The sequence below is a fragment of the Desulfosporosinus acididurans genome (genome assembly GCF_001029285.1).
Lineage (GTDB): Bacteria > Bacillota > Desulfitobacteriia > Desulfitobacteriales > Desulfitobacteriaceae > Desulfosporosinus > Desulfosporosinus acididurans.
In genome coordinates this window covers 32,043-49,717 of the sequence record NZ_LDZY01000011.1, presented here as the reverse complement: position 1 = coordinate 49,717, position 17,675 = coordinate 32,043, and the positions used below count along the sequence as shown (strand labels likewise).

Genomic DNA, 17,675 nt, shown 5'->3' with positions numbered 1-17,675 from the left:
AGATAATATTTTAGTGCTTATCACGTATGACGTAAATACGCAATCAGCGGCAGGGAGAAAACGGCTGCGTCAGGTTGCCAAGCAATGTGTGAATTACGGACAGCGCGTTCAAAATTCGGTTTTTGAATGCGTGCTGGAGATGGCTAAGTTCCGCGAAGTACAGCACAAATTGGAGAAAATTATTGATATCGAGAAAGATAGCTTGAGGTTTTATTTTCTAGGAAATAATTACAAGGATAAGGTTGAGCATATCGGAGTAAAGGCTTCTTTTGATGTTGAGGACACTTTGATTATTTAGTGCGAATGTGAAGCGAACATAAAATCCCTGGGGGATTCGCACCGCGAGATAAGAAGTAATCTGTTGAAATATGTAGAGATATGGAAGAGAGAAAGTTTGATTAGTAATTATATGGGGTTTAATGACAAAAATTGCTTTGTAGGAGATAGTTTTTGTTAATTTTTGCGTCGCTCCCTACACGGGAGCGTGGATTGAAATCAGACGTCACAAGCTACTGTTGCGCTGGATTTATGTCGCTCCCTACACGGGAGCGTGGATTGAAATCCATCCGCCCTTTCCATCAGATATGATCATTCGGTCGCTCCCTACACGGGAGCGTGGATTGAAATACCTTTTGGGTAATGCCCGATCAACGGATCCGCGCGTCGCTCCCTACACGGGAGCGTGGATTGAAATCGTCTCAACACCAAAGAACGCCATAATCCAGCGCATGTCGCTCCCTACACGGGAGCGTGGATTGAAATTATGAAATGCGAACCGAGCTGCAGATGCGTCATTTGTCGCTCCCTACACGGGAGCGTGGATTGAAATTAAAGCATCCCGCCAGCAATCGCCACAATCGGTTGTCGCTCCCTACACGGGAGCGTGGATTGAAATAATCCCCTGGGCGCTGTCTTAACAACATCGACTTGTCGCTCCCTACACGGGAGCGTGGATTGAAATACCGAATCAGAGCGTTACATGATAATCGCCCCCTTGTCGCTCCCTACACGGGAGCGTGGATTGAAATACTCTCGCCGCCAACGTCCACCGCATCTTCAGCGTCGCTCCCTACACGGGAGCGTGGATTGAAATTAAATGACGCATCTGCAGCTCGGTTCGCATTTCAGTCGCTCCCTACACGGGAGCGTGGATTGAAATTAGTCTATCTAGTTTAGCTGATGACTTAGGGACTGTCGCTCCCTACACGGGAGCGTGGATTGAAATTATCCCAGTAGACCATCTAGATATACTCAGGTTAGTCGCTCCCTACACGGGAGCGTGGATTGAAATCCATGTCATTTACTTTAACTATCTCTGTAAGATCGTCGCTCCCTACACGGGAGCGTGGATTGAAATTTGGCTATCGTGATATTGCAAGAGCATCGGAGCGTCGCTCCCTACACGGGAGCGTGGATTGAAATAATCAGGTAGTAATTTACAATCTTAATCCATCGGTCGCTCCCTACACGGGAGCGTGGATTGAAATCTCTACCAAGTTAATATTACCTTCAGTACCTTTTTGTCGCTCCCTACACGGGAGCGTGGATTGAAATCATTTGTCATGGACACTACAACAGGTGTTTTATCGTCGCTCCCTACACGGGAGCGTGGATTGAAATCAGTTACCACCGAAGAGGGCAAGCACGCACCCTAGTCGCTCCCTACACGGGAGCGTGGATTGAAATAGGTTCCAGTACGATAACCCCGCGTCCGAGCCATGTCGCTCCCTACACGGGAGCGTGGATTGAAATATATACTCAGGAGTCTTTCTAAGTGGTTTCTTGTGTGTCGCTCCCTACACGGGAGCGTGGATTGAAATTGATGCACAATTTGCAAGGTTTTTTCGCCGGAAGTCGCTCCCTACACGGGAGCGTGGATTGAAATCGCACTCGCCAACTCTGTGAAACTGATTAGCAAGTCGCTCCCTACACGGGAGCGTGGATTGAAATGTCTTGTCAAGAAAGATAACCGCAACAACGTTGGTCGCTCCCTACACGGGAGCGTGGATTGAAATACAACCCCCTTATTTGAATTTTGCCACATCCCAATGTCGCTCCCTACACGGGAGCGTGGATTGAAATCTGGCTACGGAAAAACTAGTCTCCTAAAAGGGTTGTCGCTCCCTACACGGGAGCGTGGATTGAAATCTCCTATAAAGTATGTTTAATAGTTTCCAGCACAGTCGCTCCCTACACGGGAGCGTGGATTGAAATTGCAATTATGCAATATTCGCAGACTCGGAATGAGGTCGCTCCCTACACGGGAGCGTGGATTGAAATTCATGTGGGCGTTGAAAAATCCCATGTGGAAGCCCGTCGCTCCCTACACGGGAGCGTGGATTGAAATCGGGATGGATTAGCAAAGTCTTAAAAGACGTACTGTCGCTCCCTACACGGGAGCGTGGATTGAAATCAGAGATTCATTCACGATTAAACTGGAATTATATACGTCGCTCCCTACACGGGAGCGTGGATTGAAATTGGCATAATATCACCGCCCTAAAGAAGAGAAGCGTCGCTCCCTACACGGGAGCGTGGATTGAAATTGGCATAATATCACCGCCCTAAAGAAGAGAAGCGTCGCTCCCTACACGGGAGCGTGGATTGAAATTTGAATCCGTCAAAGGCAGTTGGAAGCAATGCGGAGTCGCTCCCTACACGGGAGCGTGGATTGAAATTGGACTTATTGGGGTGCCAGCGCAAAGTGATTACGTCGCTCCCTACACGGGAGCGTGGATTGAAATAATGATTTTGATGAAATTGTAACCAAAACACTCAGGTCGCTCCCTACACGGGAGCGTGGATTGAAATCTCACTAATCACACCAATAATCATTAAAAATTAGTCGCTCCCTACACGGGAGCGTGGATTGAAATAGCTATGGTAGTGGTTTCGAAATCAGCTACGAAGGTCGCTCCCTACACGGGAGCGTGGATTGAAATTTGCGTCTTGTGTAAAGTATCTGTTGTGTTTAGGTCGCTCCCTACACGGGAGCGTGGATTGAAATTTTGGGCGTGCACATTTATGTCGATGGTTCGCTCGTCGCTCCCTACACGGGAGCGTGGATTGAAATACAACTTATTTGCATACTACATTCCTACTATACGTCGCTCCCTACACGGGAGCGTGGATTGAAATACATTTATCATGACAGCCTAAATATCTATCTTGACGTCGCTCCCTACACGGGAGCGTGGATTGAAATATGAATAAGAGCAAATTCTCTCTTTCGGATGAAAGTCGCTCCCTACACGGGAGCGTGGATTGAAATTATCGATCCTATAAATAGCCGTTAATTTCATTTTGTCGCTCCCTACACGGGAGCGTGGATTGAAATTTGATCGTCAGTTTCAACAAGTTTTCTAAGTAAGTCGCTCCCTACACGGGAGCGTGGATTGAAATTTATTCCTGCTGGAAATTATATTGTTAATAAGACGTCGCTCCCTACACGGGAGCGTGGATTGAAATATTGAGGGGGAGGTGAGAGAGATGAAAATAGGACGTCGCTCCCTACACGGGAGCGTGGATTGAAATTGTTTCATTAATTTTGTTTTCGTTAGTGTCATGGTGTCGCTCCCTACACGGGAGCGTGGATTGAAATAACACCGTTCATGCTTAACCCAACATTAAATCCGTCGCTCCCTACACGGGAGCGTGGATTGAAATCTCTGTAATAGTGTATGGGTGAAGTATGTCATAATGTCGCTCCCTACACGGGAGCGTGGATTGAAATAATTATATCTGGTTTTACCCAGCGTTGACTTTTATAGTCGCTCCCTACACGGGAGCGTGGATTGAAATACCAATATGGCGACAGACACGGGCTTTGACGGTAAAGTCGCTCCCTACACGGGAGCGTGGATTGAAATTGATCTTCTGGGCCAATAGGCTACATTAGCCAGCATAGAAGAGGGGCATTAATATTTTTGTCGACTGGGAGGTAATAATGTGTTATCAGAAGACAAATTGCATGAAGAAGTTGGATTTCTAACCAAAAACATGAATGCTAAGGAATTAGAAAAGCAATTAAATATTTAAAATCAAATGTTGGACAAACAATGGAGGAAGCCTTAAGTGACCCTTTGTACGATGATGAAGACTTGACAGAGGAGGATGAGATTTCCATTGCCCAGGGTGAAGAAGACGTTGCCGCTGGTAGGTTCCATAGTCTAGATGAAATTAAAAGACAGTTGGGTGACTTATGAATATAGTCATTACTACACGTGCCAAGAAAGATCTATAGAAACTTGATAGAGATACTTAGAGGGGTAACATTAAGAATGCAACGGGTTGCCAAAGGTGCTTAATCGTTTTCAATCTTATGGATACCTAATATTTGCTCAATATCAAGGACAAACTCTTCTTCATCTGTCACTAAAGTTACCTTCCTTAAACGGTCTAATCCTTCAGGTGCCAGGCTTAAGGTGCCTGACAGTTCCTTTTGTATGCTGTCGGAGAGGAAAACAACTTTACAGGGAGTTGCATCTTTTAAATAATAACTAAAGGGCCTGTCTTGACTTATGACCACATCAGAGTTCAGGAATTTGCGTTCGGATTCTTTACCAAATCTTAGTTCCTCCGTTTCAGCATGTTTGTCGACCACACTTCGGGCAAAATCTGAAAGTTGTCCATAGATATGGTCGCCGATTCGATTCAGTTCGTCGTTGAATAGGGTTCTTTAGCTAACAACTTTAGGCCTATGGTGAGGGCATAGATTTCTGCAGTGTTTAAAGCTAAGAAAATTGGATGAATCAGTGAACTGTACGTGTTTGGCCACGTTCTAGTTCACTGATTTTCATTGTTGTGCCCATAAATTTAAAGCCATCTTTCAGAGTGTTAAGATCATCGCTTAAAGCCCGCTCACTTATGCCGAAGGTTTTAGAGAGTTCTTCGCGAGTATGGCTGCCGGAATGAAGATATTTTAAAATTTTAAGGAGACGGTCATAGCCGTCTCTCGCTTTTAATTGTTCGAGGAATGTAAGATCCAAACCAAACTCATATTTGCTGTTTAAGTGTTTCACGAGGTGTTCAATTCTCCTTACAACAGGGTATTTATCACGGGTATAAATCCGAATGCCCTGCGAGATATTCGCGGTGAATTCATCCTTGTTCTCTTTCAGCAATGAAATAGATAGACTTAAAATGTTTTCTTTGGCTGCTTCATCATGTGTTCCTCCATAATAGCTCGAGAACCAGGCTGTAAGCTTTTCTGCCGCTTCTTCCCGGTTCTTTTTATTTTTGCCGAAGATTTCTTTCCCGGCTCCTTTCGTAAAGGCTTCGTTGATGAGGTATTGCAGGGTAATATTCATATCATTCACTTGATACTTGACCTCCAAGCAGATAGTTTTAACATTCTCCGTTATTTTATTTAGCAGTTAACCTTTGCAGTTCAATCAATCCGAAAAAGAATGAAGCAGTGCTTCATTCTTTTAGACATAGGGATATGGGACAATGGATTCAAGCAAAACAACATCTTAGGGGAGGACAGACCATGAAAATCTATGTTATCGGTGATTTACACGGCTGCTATGACGAATTTCAACGGCTACTATCAAAAATGGAACCTAATTTACAAAAGGATCGTTTGATTCTGTTAGGTGATTATCTTTTCGTTCACGCCGGAGTTCGGCCTGGAGTCGCTTTAGAGAAGCAAAGCGAAGGGGATATGCTTTGGATTCGTGAAGAGTTTTATAAGTATCCCAATACTTTAGGGAAAACGGTCGTCTTTGGTCACACTCCAACGGTATATCTCACGCAGGAGTCACGGCCTGTTAGACTGCATAATAATATTGCCCTCGATACAGGTTGTGTATACGACGGATGGTTAAGCGCTTTAGAGATTTCTGAGGGAACTGTGACGAGAATTTATCAGGTTCAAGGTAACCGCAGTTTCGCCTATCCAATGGCTATCTAAGCTGTTTAACCATTGAAAAACATCGCTTAACGATTTAAAGGGAGTGGATTAAAGTGGATCAAGAACTAATTCTTAAAAATAATTACCCCGCACAATATAATCTTTTTGGAATTTATGTGGATTGGCAGATTGACAATAACTATATTGGGTTTCTTGCCCAGATCCCCATGGAATTGACGACTTCAGCAAGTTTTCAAAATAGTGAAGGTAAACAGAAACAAGCTCACTGGTCAGGAAGCATTGAGAAGACTAGAGAGGCGAGAAAAGAAATTCAAGCGGCCTGTATTTGATATTTTTCAGTATTACATGTCGAACGTACCAGCGGATCTGTCCAATCATAAAGTTTCGAATCAGGATGACAATATTATGACGATTGATAGTAGTATTTTTGACAAACGCATTATTATTAAAGTCATGACTAAAGATGGTTTTGAAAGAATCACCAGTGCCAACGATATCTATAACGGCGGTGTAGATGAAAGTGAATACCTAATTGATCCAACCCAATATGATGATGAAACTTCGTATGAAATGGAAAAGTACTGGTCCGAGAAGCTAGGTATCCCGGTTTTAGGTGATGATGAGGAAATCGACTTTTTTATCAATACCCAAGGATTGAAGGTAGGGAAGGTGAAGGAGAAGAAAAGAATGTTATCGATATAATTCAGCCCACGATGAAGAAGGGTCTTTTGCCGATGAAGTCGTGCGAGGAGAATTGGGGTTGCTGTAACCAAATTGATTGATTTCATGGCATGAAAAGTGTATTATATAGCGTTAAGCTTTACAGTGATCTAAACCAATCTTTTCTCATTTCATAAACATCCATGCTATACTTAAGGTAAGGCAGTCGTTATAATGGGCAAGCTAAATTAAGATCGCTACACCGCCCGGAGACGAGTTTTTACTCCTGTAAATATTACGTTCAAACAGCTTCATATTAAAGACGGTTACCTTTACCTTCTTTTTGAGCATAAAAGTTACCCATCTCCTAAGAGAGCCCTCCAACTGTTGAAATACATTCTTAACATTTGGGAACAAAAAACAATCGGTCAATCCACAGCTAAGTTGCATCGGAATTTAAGCCCTTGGAGTGTTACACCAAATGAAAGTAGTCCTTGGACAAAATCAGACATGATGAATAGGGAAGTAAACAAGGCTTTTATAGACTTTTATAAAGTTTTGGCAACGGGTATTAATATTTTTGTCGACTGGGAGGTAATAATGTGTTATCAGAAGACAAATTGCGTGAAGAAGTTGGGTTCCTGACTAAAAACATGAATGCTAAGGAACTACAAAAGGCAATTAAATATTTGAGATCAATTGTTGGACAAACAATGGAGGAAGCCTTAAGCGACCCTTTGTACGATGATGAAGACTTGACAGAGGAGGATGAGATTTCCATTGCCCAGGGTGAAGAAGACGTTGCTGCTGGTAGGCTCCATAGTCTAGATGAAATTAAAAGGCAGTTGGGTGACTTGTGAATATAGTCATTACTACACGTGCCAAGAAAGATCTGGAGAAACTTGATAGAGATACTCGAAACCGAGTGTATTTAACTCTGGAACATTTTGTCGCTGGACAACGTGTTGATATCAAGAAACTAAGAAGTTCCAAAAATTATAGAATTAAGACCTTCGCTCTAACGTGCTCGGGCTTGGCTCTGTAGCCAATTAAATGATCCTGATAAATATATGCTTTATAAGCTATGAAGTTATAGGGAAAAGATTTTGACATTCATTAAAGGAGATTTTTAAACTATGCAAAAAAAATATGTAATCTGGAATTCCGAGGAGCAGGGGGATGTTACGAAATTTCCGGAATCATCCTTCAAAGAGATGGTATACTTCGGAGAAAACTCAAGCAACTGTCGTTTCCCGAATATAGAAGTTAACGAAGAAAATCAGGCGAAGCTTCTGAAGCTAGTAGAGCAGTATAATTTACTTAACGAGGAAGAACGCCAAGAGTTAAGCCTGATAAGTTTCTTTAAAGAGAAGGGTATTAATATCGAGCATGTCGATGAATTTGAAGAACCCCGCGAAATCTTCATTTTACTCGTCTATTTCAAAGAGATTTGCAAACTGTCAGACTTTGACCCTCTGCTTGCGCTTGAAAAAACAATTTAGGACAAAGGGTATGAACAGCGTATTGTCCTTTTATCTGTTGACTTTAGGCGTGTCTGTTAATGAAATATAGAGTATAACTTTTTATAAGTTTACCAGAACGAGTCCTTAATCTAGTATTTGCTGGATGAAAGGACTCGTTTGTTTTTTAGGCTGTGATAATTATTTTTAACATGATGCGGGATGACGATTTTGTGATCAATGATCCTATTGATGGTTTCCCGCTTCTTAAATCACTGCAGGTTAAGATTGTCAAAAAGGAAACAGAATAGACGCAAATTTCACTTTGATCACCTTTCCTTTATCAAAGTTCACAAAATTCAGTATAACAGCTGAGAAAGACAATTCTTTGAAACTTGCCCTCTGCGCTTTGAAACATTATTTCTACATGAAATAAATGATCCTGTTCCAATTTTCTTAGACTATCGGAAAGCATAACTTCGTTGTATACTGCAAGAAGTCTAATTCTACTTGAATCAAGTTTTACTTGATCTACCAAAAATCGTGTGCTAAGCAATAGGAATTATCGGATACCGATGAGGTATGTTGGGAAACTGAAGAGTTCATTAAAAATGGCCCTACAAATAGCAACAAATGATCATTATAATGTTATGTGGAGGGAAGCTAAATCTGTTCCGAAAAGGAGTGATTTAGTGGAGACCTTAACCTTGTTGTTCCTGAAATGGGTTTCAACTCTAGACGCTAAGTGAAGGAGAAGAAAACAATGTTTGAAATCACAGCAACGTTACCTTTAATTGAAATTTCCCGCCAAAGCCAAATGATAAAACAAAGTGAGATACACCTGTTTGATATTATATTGGTATAATATGAGGGAGGAATTTTCGGATTATAGAGGGAGGAATTATAATGAATCTTGATGAAGCAGTATCAGCAATGAAAATACTCTTAAATAAGTATCCTAAACTCACTAAGGCTGAATACTCACAACTTAAGGCCATAGCAGATGAGATCTCTGACGGTGCGATGGATAAAATTTCAGATATTATTTTTGCTGAAGTATTTTCCTTAGAAAAACGTGAAGGGGATATTGGATTTAGGGAGTAAGCTTAATTGGAGTTGTGAAGTGAACAGAAAATTGTCAATACTCAAAACTGCTATTTTTCTGCTATTCGTTGTATGGACGATAAGTTTTATCTGAAATTTGCACATAGGATATTAAATGGAAGAGCATTCTATAGCTTGGCATCGTGCGATTTTGCATTAGCTGCCTTCCTCTCTATGGGGTGGGCGACTGGTGGTGGGGCCGTAATGTTATAATTTCATCATGAGAAGTCAGGTAGCTTAAGGCCTGAATCGTAAAGTCTACATCCTTCATGGAGTTAAAATGACTGAAACTAAAGCGTACGGTCCCCTGGGGATAAGTACCAAGGGTCCGGTGGGCTGCTGGAGCACAATGAAGTCCGCAGCGGGTCATAATCCCAAAGTTCTTAAATAGTCGATAACTGATGTCTGCATTATCGTGGTTGAAAAAGTTAAGAGAAGCGATCCCGGTCCGGTCTTGATTTGGGTCGGGACCGAGGAGCTGAATGCCCGGCAGGGTTTGAACATTTTCCATAAACCTCTGCACAAGAGCCAGCTCTTTTTCTTTGATGGCAGAAATTCCTTCTGCGGCTATGTATTTAAGTGCAGCATGGAGGCCGTAGATCCCCGGCAAGTTTAAGGTGCCTGCTTCAAAACGATCAGGCAGACAGCGGGGCTGGAGAACACTATCGGATGCGCTTCCGGTTCCCCCTTCGATTAGGGGTTCAACCAGTGAGGTTAATTTTTCATTAAGGTAAAAACCACCGATTCCTTGCGGGCCTAAGAGACCTTTATGGCCTGTAAAGGCTAGGGCATCGGCACCTAGTTTATCAAAATCTATAGTTAAGAAACCGGCTGTTTGAGCACTGTCAACAATGAAAAACAAGTCATACTCCCGGCATAGTCGGCCGACTTCTTCGAGAGGCAGTATTGTACCACTAACATTGGAAGCATGAGTCATAATAACAGCTTTTGTAGTTGACTTAATTTGCGGGCGTAAGTCGCCGCTGGAAAGTTCCCCTTTTTGATTGCAGAGAACTGCAGTTACTTCGACGCCTTGTTTGGCCAGTGAAGCCAGAGGCCGCATGACTGCGTTATGTTCCAGAGAAGAAACAAGCACGTGATCTCCGGGTTTCAACAATCCTTTCAGGATAACATTAAGACTTTCCGTAATATTTTTGGTAAAAATTACGTTTTCCGGTTTAGGAAAATTAAACAAGTTACATAGTAGTTCCCGTGTTTCATAGACAATATTGGCAGCTTCAAAGGATGCGGTATAAAGTCCTCGGTTAATATTACAGCCGCAATTGCATAAGAATCCGGCTACAGCATCAGCTACCCCGGGAGCTTTAGGGAAAGAAGTGGCTGCATTATCTAAGTATAATCCGTTCATGACACCATTTCCTTTAGTAAGGGCTTCGCCATTGTACGAAGCCCTTATTGTTATTAAGTTCACTCCTGAGCATGATAAACCAATTGGTATTGGTTCCCTTCAACAGCATAAATTTTCTCGATTTCGTCAGAAATAATTTCGGCAAGATTCAGGGTGAATTCGAATTTTACTCCCAGGCCGCAACTGGAAGTCAGCTTACGGGGTAAAGGGATCAATTCCCCCTGAAAGTTCAATCTTTGTATGAATTTAGCAAATTTGAGGGCGGAAGAGTTCGTGTAGAAGAGCACAATGTAAGTCATAGGCTCATTGCTTCTTTGCCGAGATTTCAAAGGTATGGGTTTTGCTGTCCAGTTCGATAGTATTAATTGTGTAGCCGGTTAAATTCAAGTATCGTTCTACATTTGATTTTGCTGTTTTACTATCAACCAGAACTGTGACTTCAGCTGAGTTAATGTCCAGTGCCTTTTTGGTCATTAGAACCGGTTGGGGACAGGACATTCCTCTTGTATCAACTTGCGCCAATCTTAACACCTCCTTGGACAGTTGCTTTGGTCTCTCTTTCCAGGTTGAAAGAAGCAATCACAAGTAAGAGAACGAAACCAATGAGTACCGCAATTTTTCCGTTAGGGGAAGGGCCTTGAGCGCTGGCGGCAAGGGAAAAGTTATGAGCAAAGGCCGCTCCGGCAGACATCCCTAAAACGGTAATCACGGAATCAATATTTCCTTCGGAAGCCAGGATAAGCTGCCTTAATGGGCATCCTCCCAGAAGAACAGAACCCCAGCCTGCCAGAGCCATGCCTAGAAAATTCCACAGCCCATCAGTATGGGCTACTGACTGACCGGCAAAACTGAGCTTGTAAAAGCCGAAGTATAAATTTCCCAAGCTGGCAAAAACAAGGATGGAGATAAATCCCAAAATCAAATAAGTATCTTTAAAAAGGATAGCATCTCGAATACCGCCTACCATGCATAACCTGGTTCTTTGTACTAAGACTCCGACAATTACTCCTGCAGCAAGAGCAATCCATACTGGGGCATGACCGGCACCTGGACCTTTGGTACTAAAGAAGATAAAAGCAGGTGCTGTTAAAAGAAGGATAAAGAGTCCGACATTAAGCAGGGGAAATAGAAAGCCTTCCAGTGGGGAGAGTTTGTATGTTCGTTTAAGACTAAAGCCATTTTTCAAGAAAATAATGCCGACAATAATTCCAGCTGCAAATCCGGCCAGACCAAACAAGGCATTGAGGTCGCCGCCTCCCAGTCTTAAGACCATGCGGAGAGGACAGCCTAAAAACATCAAAGCTCCAATCATAACGATAAACCCAAGCATGAAGCGAATGAACGGGGATGAGCCGCCGCGCACAGCAAATTCCTTTTTTCCAAGTGAGATCAGAAAAGCTCCTAAAACAATCCCGATAATTTCCGGACGTATATATTGAACAACTGCTGCGCGATGTAAGCCCAAAGCCCCCGTAGTGTCTCTTATAAAGCAAGCAATGCAGATTCCCATGTTCACAGGATTACCAAAACGGACCAGGACAACTGCCAGTATCCCAATAACTGCTCCTGTAAAAATAATGCCTTTTTTACTATCCAATATTTGTCCTCCTTTCATAAAATCAGAGTTTAGAATGTAAATGTTGATTCTTGAATCGTTTGTATCCCTCCTTATTCATAACGATAAACTGATACATAATCATAATAGTATTATAATGTAAAAAGATCAATTATTATTCCATTTCATCCAAATATAGGGCAACGAATTCGCTGATTGAGAGAGAATCCCTGATCAATTTTTTGTCGATGAGGGTGATAAAACTTTATAACAATACAGTATTATTAGCAATAAATGTTTATGCTGCAACAGTTTGGAGGTAACGCCGCTAATGGCCGGCATTCATTGAATGTAGTAGCTCCTATACCTAATACAAAGATACTAGTGTAAAATATTAATGTAAGATTCCAAAGAATATAATTTATCTAGTATGTCTGATTTAAATGTGAGGTAGTGTTATGAAGCTTAGGGAAATAAAAATGCATGATCCTGTAATATTACAAACCAACCTTACAGTACAAGAAGCGGCAGCTATATTGTTACAAAAAAATGTGGACTGCGCACCGGTGATCGATAAAAAAGGCAATATAGAAGGCCTTTTAACCAATAGGCATATCTTAAATTTAGTAAGCCAAAAAGGCAATTTATCTACTTTGATAACTGATATAATGAGCAATCGGGTTGTAATTGGGCATCCAGATGATACGATTGAAGATTATCTTAATCCCGCTTTAGAATATTTATTGGTTGTGGATGAAAAGAAAATTATGGGTATAATCACTCATAAGGATCTTGGCAACAAATTTTTCAGATCTTATACGAAAATCTCCTATGAACTTGAAGCAATTATTAATTCCATTCACAATTTAATAATAGCTGTGGATCGAAACGGTTTTGTTGAAGTTACAAACGACGCCTTTCAAAGATTTCTGGGTATGACAGCCGAAGAGTTAAAGAGGCTTCATGTTAAAAATATTGCTCCCGAAAGCGGATTAGAAGAGGTAGTTAAATCGGGTAAAGTGGAACTCGCCCAAAAGATTATGGTTTTCAATCGTTGGTTTTTAACGAATCGTTTCCCCATTAAAAAAGATGGTAAGATAATAGGGGCGGTAGCGGTTCTGCAGGATATGACAGAATTGGATAACATAGCCGAAGAATTAGAACACTATAAAAGCCTGAATAACGAGCTGGATATGATTATAAATTCTTCCTTTGATGGAATACTAGTTGCTGATGGCAATGGAATAGTGCTTCGAACAAATGAAGCCTTCGAGAAAGTTACTGGCGTTAAGAGAGAGGACATACTTGAACGAAGCATGATTGATTTTGAGAAAGAAGGATTGGTCTCGGAATCTGCAGTTAAGCTTGCGCTGGAGAGGAAAGAATCGGTTACCATATCCCACCAAACCAATAAAAGTGGCAGACTTCATCTAACAACTGCCAATTTATGCTTTGACGATCATGGGAATATTTACCGAGTAGTATGTAATGTCCGGGATATAACCGAATTAAATGAATTGCGACAGAGAATTGAAGAAATTAAGGGCCTAAGTCAACACTATGAAAGTGAGTTGCGCGCATTACGCTTGCAGTATAGCGGTTCTGATAAAATTATTTTTAAATCAGAAAAGATGAAGAGTCTTCTAGGTATGGTGGTAAAACTAGCACATTACGATTCTACTATTCTGATCACAGGGGAGACAGGTACAGGAAAAGAACTAATTGCTGAGACTATTCATAAAAACAGCAGCCGCTGTAATGAGCCCTACATTAAAGTGAATTGTGGCGCTATACCAGAGAACCTGTTGGAATCAGAATTATTTGGATATGACTACGGGGCGTTTACCGGTGCTAAAAAACAGGGAAAGGCAGGCCAGTTTCAATTGGCTAATGGGGGGACTATTTTCCTTGATGAAATAGGAGATTTGCCGTTTAATATGCAGGTCAAACTCTTGCGCGTCATACAGAATAAGGAAATTACTCGTGTTGGCAGTGAAAAATCTATCCCCATAGATGTTCGCTTTATCGCTGGGACCAATCGCAACCTTTTGGACTTAGTGGGAAAAAAGGAATTTCGAGAAGATTTGTATTATCGCCTAAATGTAGTGCCAATACATGTTCCTCCCTTAAGGGAAAGGAAGGAAGATATTCCGATTCTGATAAATCATTTCATCAACCTTTTTAATAAAAAGTACGACCAAAATAAAAGAGTGTCCTCGGAAGTAATAGATAGATTAATGGATTATAACTGGCTGGGAAATGTTCGAGAATTAGAAAACTTGATTGAGAGACTAATGGTGACTAGTACTGGATATTTAATTAACAGGAGAGATTTGCCTTCTTATTTTAACCAAACTTCAGTAAAACCATCAGGAGTCCTTGTTTCAGGAATTGTTCCGTTGCAGGATGCCATAGAAAGTTTAGAGAAACAGCTTCTACAGAAAGCGTATAGCGGGAATCTTACAACCAGGCAGATGGCAAAATTGCTCCAAGTTGATCATTCCACCATTGTTAAAAAAGCTGCAAAGTATGGAATATCAAAACAGAATTCAGTAAATAATCAGAAAAGATAGATAAATGGTGACGATATTCACCAATTGGTTCTAAATGGAACCGCAAGTTGAATGGGCTTACTGTAAGTAATTTGGTCGTTAATTGATTAATAAAGAATACTATAACGGTGATTTTCGGCACCAGGAGGAAGGAATGGCTCTTGTCATTTCTTCCTTATTTTTGTCCAGTTTTTATAACCCTCACTTTCTTGTAAGTGGGGTGAGTCCTTCGTTAACTTCAGGTGGGCTAGAGTCTCCGCCTGAAGCCCAAATGTTCGGCTTTAGCTGAACGAGTTCACTGAACAAGCCTTATAGCAGGCTGAAATTATTGAAAATTTATAAAGTTCAGTTTTGGCATCTTTGTTGCATTAATAACTGATCAACCTGATTATAGTTCGATTCCGATTGATTTCATGAACTATGGTAAGCAGCTTAGTGGGGACTTGGGACTAGGTTGCTTATGGAAGGAGGTTTATTTCAACATCAGGTTTACAAAATATGAAACAAGGAGGTTATCAAATTGAAATTTACGAAAGCTTACATTCCTTATGGGGGATACTTCTCTTCACCATTTGTTCGCTGGAACGGTTCGTTAAAAGGCGATAATTCCGTTATTTTGGGGGCTTCTACCGCCAGACGCTGGTTTGTCGAAAAACAGATTGACCCCAATGGATTAGACTTTCTCTATTATGGTATAACGACAGCTCAGCCTTTGTCTTTTTACGGACATGCCTATTCCGCCGCAGTTATTCTTGATCGTCAGGGCAAAGACATACCGGCTTTGCAAATAAATCAAGTATGTGCGACCTCATGTACGACGTTGGGGCTGGCAGCCAAGGATATTGAGACAGACTCCCATGGAGAAATTTTTGCTCTTTCGGTTGACCGCACTTCGAGTACACCCTTATTAGTTTGCCCTGATCCTCTCACCGGTGCGGTGTCTACAGAAAACATTGTTCTGGATAATTTTGAACGTGATCCATCACCAGGCGCTGGATTGGCAATGTTTCAAACAGCCGAAGCAGTCGCTAAAGAAGCAGGCATAACTAGAGAAGAATGTGATGAAATAGCAGTTTTAAGATATGAACAATACCTGGATGCTCTGGCCAATGACCGAGCCTTCCAAAAACGTTATATGTTCCCTCTAGAAGCTCACCTTAACAAGAAAAAAATTCAAATAATTGCTGAAGACGAGGGAGTAACGCCCAGCACCAAAGAGGGGATGGCCAAGCTTAAACCGGTGACGCCTAATGGGGTACTTACTTTCGGCAGTCAAACTCATCCCGCCGATGGAAACTGCGGCACGATTGTAACAACTAAAGAAAGAGCCCAAGAAATAAGCAAAGATCCGAATATAACGGTGCAGATCTTATCCTATGCCATAACGAGGGTAGGAGCAGGTCGTATGGCAGCTGCCCCAGTTCCGGCTTTGGAACTAGCCTTAAAAGATGCTGGGCTCAAAGCAGCCGACCTATCACAGATTAAGACTCATAACCCATTTGTGGTCAATGATGTAAACCTATCCAAGAAACTTGGTGTAAACCAGAAAATTGTTAATAACTATGGATCTTCCATGATTTATGGACATCCTCAGGGACCAACCGCAGGCAGAGCGGTTATAGAACTTATTGAAGCTCTAGCCGTACAGGGGGGCGGTTATGGCGCGTTTACCGGATGTGCTGCAGGTGATATAGGAGCATCTCTGGTAGTAAAAGTGAACTAAATATAGCTTAGGCAGCTCCAGGCGAGTTGATGCGAAATACGTTGTGGGGAGGATTATAAAATGGCTGAATGGGAGACTATGGAGAGAATTCCAGCACCGGCCTTTATTCCAAAGTTTGGCGCACTGTCGGGGATGCGCGTTTTAATGACTGGAACAATAGTCGCTGCACCGTTTGCTGCGACGTTATTGGCAGAGAATGGGGCAGAAGTTATTCATGTCGAACGTCCCGGCGGAGACCCCTACCGCCTCCAATCACCGGTGGTTACGCTGAAAGAGGATAAAATCGCAGTTGCTGACTCGGAAGTACCTTTAGATAAGAAAATAAGCACAGGCTGGATTCAAGAGGGGAGAAACAAACTAAGCTTAACGTTTAATTGGGACTTGAGAGTTCCAGAGGCGAAAGAAGCATTCCTTGCTTTGATTAAGCAAGTTGATGTCTATTTGGAGAATATTGTCTGGACTGAAAAGTTAGGAATAAACGATGAAGAACTGCTTAAAGTCAATCCATCGCTGGTTATATGCCATATAAGCGGCTTTGGACGTAAGGAATTTGGCGAAGCTGAAGGCTGGAGCACACGGCGTTCTTATGACCCCATTGGCCAGTTGGAAGGCGGGTGGATGAATTTAAACGGATTTCCCGATGGACCTCCTATCTACGGTTCTGTCTTTATCAATGATTATATAACCGCCTACCAGGCAACTTATGGAATTTTAATGGCCTATATCAGTGCAAAAGCAACTGGCAAGGGCCAGGTTATTGACGTCGCTCAAATCGAAGCTATGAGTAAAGGCCTGAATGACACCTTCGTAAATTACTTCTTGTTGGGAATGATCAGAGGGCGGCGCGGTAATGCAACCGGTATATTCCAGCCCGGAGACTTGTATAAGGCAAAAGACAATTATCTCTATATCGGCAGCTATGGAGAACCTGCCTACAATAAATTTGTCCAAGCGATTGATACTGATACCAAGAGATTTCCTTACCATGTCTGCGCTGCCACCCGGGAAGCAGTTGAGTCTCCTAAGGGACAGGAATTTAAAAAATATATTGAGGATTGGGTAGGTGCGCGAACAGCCGAAGAAGGATTCCAGCATTTACGTAAGTTCAATGTGGCCTGTGCTCTTCCGAGGACTGTACAGGATCTTGCAAATAGCGCACACTACCAAGCTCGGGGCAATTTTGTCAATTATGTTGATGAAACTTTGGGTAAAGAAGTAACCGGTTTTGGGTTTGCTCCTAAAATGGGCGGTACTCCGCAGAAGATCTGGAGGGGAGGCCCTAGTATAGGACAAGATAGTGACGTCATCTTAAAATCTTTGGCCGGCCTTAACGATAGTGAACTTGCAGTTTTAAAAGAAAAGGGCATCGTGGTTTAA

General features: G+C 42.0%; 19 protein-coding genes and 1 CRISPR repeat array. Of the genes, 13 read left to right on the top strand and 6 right to left on the bottom strand.

The features are described from left to right. Positions 1 to 7 precede the first annotated feature (7 nt). Both cas2 and DEAC_RS23925 read left to right on the top strand, forming a co-directional pair. The gene (cas2, locus tag DEAC_RS15460) at positions 8 to 298 is read left to right on the top strand and encodes a CRISPR-associated endonuclease Cas2 (RefSeq protein WP_047810982.1); all 291 of its coding nucleotides are present in this window, start codon (positions 8 to 10) and stop codon (positions 296 to 298) included. 166 nt (positions 299 to 464) lie between these two features. Then, positions 465 to 3,869: direct repeats of the CRISPR family, unit length 32 nt; unit sequence GTCGCTCCCTACACGGGAGCGTGGATTGAAAT. A 189-nt stretch (positions 3,870 to 4,058) separates the two neighbouring features. Then, positions 4,059 to 4,205: a hypothetical protein gene (locus tag DEAC_RS23925; RefSeq protein WP_200903148.1), complete on the top strand. Its 147-nt coding sequence runs from the start codon at positions 4,059 to 4,061 to the stop codon at positions 4,203 to 4,205. 98 nt (positions 4,206 to 4,303) lie between these two features. Here the strand turns inward: DEAC_RS23925 and DEAC_RS15455 are convergent, their stop codons facing one another. Both DEAC_RS15455 and DEAC_RS15450 read right to left on the bottom strand, forming a co-directional pair. Further along, a complete protein-coding gene (locus DEAC_RS15455) occupies positions 4,304 to 4,603 on the bottom strand; it encodes a hypothetical protein (RefSeq protein WP_047810981.1) in 300 nt (99 codons plus the stop codon). A 148-nt stretch (positions 4,604 to 4,751) separates the two neighbouring features. After that, complete coding sequence (locus DEAC_RS15450) at positions 4,752 to 5,318, bottom strand: HTH domain-containing protein (RefSeq protein ID WP_047810980.1); 567 nt, start codon at positions 5,316 to 5,318, stop codon at positions 4,752 to 4,754. A 173-nt stretch (positions 5,319 to 5,491) separates the two neighbouring features. Between DEAC_RS15450 and DEAC_RS15445 the strand changes: the two genes are divergently transcribed. The 8 genes from DEAC_RS15445 (at position 5,492) to DEAC_RS15420 (ending at position 9,099) form a co-directional block, all read left to right on the top strand. After that, complete coding sequence (locus tag DEAC_RS15445; protein WP_053006465.1) at positions 5,492 to 5,914, top strand: metallophosphoesterase; 423 nt, start codon at positions 5,492 to 5,494, stop codon at positions 5,912 to 5,914. Between the two features lie 53 nt (positions 5,915 to 5,967). After that, a complete protein-coding gene (locus DEAC_RS15440; RefSeq protein WP_047810979.1) occupies positions 5,968 to 6,204 on the top strand; it encodes a hypothetical protein in 237 nt (78 codons plus the stop codon). 76 nt (positions 6,205 to 6,280) lie between these two features. After that, positions 6,281 to 6,577 carry a hypothetical protein gene (locus tag DEAC_RS15435; protein ID WP_047810978.1) on the top strand — a complete coding sequence of 99 codons (297 nt, stop codon included), beginning with the start codon at positions 6,281 to 6,283 and terminating at the stop codon, positions 6,575 to 6,577. A 252-nt stretch (positions 6,578 to 6,829) separates the two neighbouring features. After that, positions 6,830 to 7,180, top strand: coding sequence for an Rpn family recombination-promoting nuclease/putative transposase (locus DEAC_RS24590; protein ID WP_083996202.1), 351 nt, complete (start codon positions 6,830 to 6,832; stop codon positions 7,178 to 7,180). Then, entirely contained in the window at positions 7,138 to 7,395 is a 258-nt protein-coding gene (locus DEAC_RS23755) for a hypothetical protein (protein WP_047810977.1), read from the top strand. The genes DEAC_RS24590 and DEAC_RS23755 overlap by 43 nt, the downstream gene beginning before the upstream one ends. After that, a complete protein-coding gene (locus DEAC_RS23320) occupies positions 7,392 to 7,580 on the top strand; it encodes a type II toxin-antitoxin system RelE family toxin (RefSeq protein WP_152671418.1) in 189 nt (62 codons plus the stop codon). The genes DEAC_RS23755 and DEAC_RS23320 overlap by 4 nt, the downstream gene beginning before the upstream one ends. A gap of 91 nt (positions 7,581 to 7,671) precedes the next feature. Continuing rightward, complete coding sequence (locus DEAC_RS15425) at positions 7,672 to 8,037, top strand: hypothetical protein (RefSeq protein WP_047810976.1); 366 nt, start codon at positions 7,672 to 7,674, stop codon at positions 8,035 to 8,037. Positions 8,038 to 8,901: 864 nt separating this feature from the next. Then, on the top strand, positions 8,902 to 9,099 hold the full coding sequence (locus DEAC_RS15420) for a hypothetical protein (RefSeq protein ID WP_047810975.1): 198 nt from the start codon (positions 8,902 to 8,904) through the stop codon (positions 9,097 to 9,099). 172 nt (positions 9,100 to 9,271) lie between these two features. Here the strand turns inward: DEAC_RS15420 and DEAC_RS15415 are convergent, their stop codons facing one another. Genes DEAC_RS15415 through yedE form a run of 4 tightly spaced genes read right to left on the bottom strand, consistent with a single transcriptional unit; the run spans position 9,272 to position 12,065 of the window. Continuing rightward, positions 9,272 to 10,468 carry an aminotransferase class V-fold PLP-dependent enzyme gene (locus DEAC_RS15415; protein WP_047810974.1) on the bottom strand — a complete coding sequence of 399 codons (1,197 nt, stop codon included), beginning with the start codon at positions 10,466 to 10,468 and terminating at the stop codon, positions 9,272 to 9,274. 59 nt (positions 10,469 to 10,527) lie between these two features. Continuing rightward, the gene (locus DEAC_RS15410) at positions 10,528 to 10,767 is read right to left on the bottom strand and encodes a putative Se/S carrier protein (RefSeq protein ID WP_047810973.1); all 240 of its coding nucleotides are present in this window, start codon (positions 10,765 to 10,767) and stop codon (positions 10,528 to 10,530) included. Between the two features lie 4 nt (positions 10,768 to 10,771). Next, entirely contained in the window at positions 10,772 to 10,999 is a 228-nt protein-coding gene (locus DEAC_RS15405) for a sulfurtransferase TusA family protein (RefSeq protein WP_345788178.1), read from the bottom strand. Continuing rightward, positions 10,977 to 12,065: a YedE family putative selenium transporter gene (yedE, locus tag DEAC_RS15400; protein WP_047810971.1), complete on the bottom strand. Its 1,089-nt coding sequence runs from the start codon at positions 12,063 to 12,065 to the stop codon at positions 10,977 to 10,979. The genes DEAC_RS15405 and yedE overlap by 23 nt, the downstream gene beginning before the upstream one ends. A gap of 416 nt (positions 12,066 to 12,481) precedes the next feature. Between yedE and DEAC_RS15395 the strand changes: the two genes are divergently transcribed. From DEAC_RS15395 to DEAC_RS15385, 3 genes are all read left to right on the top strand, one after another. Then, positions 12,482 to 14,596, top strand: coding sequence for a sigma-54-dependent Fis family transcriptional regulator (locus DEAC_RS15395; RefSeq protein ID WP_047810970.1), 2,115 nt, complete (start codon positions 12,482 to 12,484; stop codon positions 14,594 to 14,596). A gap of 499 nt (positions 14,597 to 15,095) precedes the next feature. After that, positions 15,096 to 16,298: a thiolase family protein gene (locus tag DEAC_RS15390; protein ID WP_047810969.1), complete on the top strand. Its 1,203-nt coding sequence runs from the start codon at positions 15,096 to 15,098 to the stop codon at positions 16,296 to 16,298. 60 nt (positions 16,299 to 16,358) lie between these two features. Next, positions 16,359 to 17,675, top strand: a complete 1,317-nt coding sequence (locus DEAC_RS15385) for a CaiB/BaiF CoA transferase family protein (protein ID WP_047810968.1) — start codon at positions 16,359 to 16,361, stop codon at positions 17,673 to 17,675.

What these genes read in the sequence shown, in the direction of transcription:
- DEAC_RS15385 (WP_047810968.1), top strand. Translation starts at nt 16,359, where the DNA reads ATGGCTGAATGGGAGACTATGGAGAGAATTCCAGCACCGGCCTTTATT.
- DEAC_RS15395 (WP_047810970.1), top strand. Translation starts at nt 12,482, where the DNA reads ATGAAGCTTAGGGAAATAAAAATGCATGATCCTGTAATATTACAAACC.
- DEAC_RS15425 (WP_047810976.1), top strand. Translation starts at nt 7,672, where the DNA reads ATGCAAAAAAAATATGTAATCTGGAATTCCGAGGAGCAGGGGGATGTT.
- DEAC_RS15420 (WP_047810975.1), top strand. Translation starts at nt 8,902, where the DNA reads ATGAATCTTGATGAAGCAGTATCAGCAATGAAAATACTCTTAAATAAG.
- DEAC_RS15435 (WP_047810978.1), top strand. Translation starts at nt 6,281, where the DNA reads ATGACGATTGATAGTAGTATTTTTGACAAACGCATTATTATTAAAGTC.
- DEAC_RS15415 (WP_047810974.1), bottom strand. Translation starts at nt 10,468, where the DNA reads ATGAACGGATTATACTTAGATAATGCAGCCACTTCTTTCCCTAAAGCT.
- DEAC_RS15445 (WP_053006465.1), top strand. Translation starts at nt 5,492, where the DNA reads ATGAAAATCTATGTTATCGGTGATTTACACGGCTGCTATGACGAATTT.
- DEAC_RS15410 (WP_047810973.1), bottom strand. Translation starts at nt 10,767, where the DNA reads ATGACTTACATTGTGCTCTTCTACACGAACTCTTCCGCCCTCAAATTT.
- DEAC_RS23925 (WP_200903148.1), top strand. Translation starts at nt 4,059, where the DNA reads ATGGAGGAAGCCTTAAGTGACCCTTTGTACGATGATGAAGACTTGACA.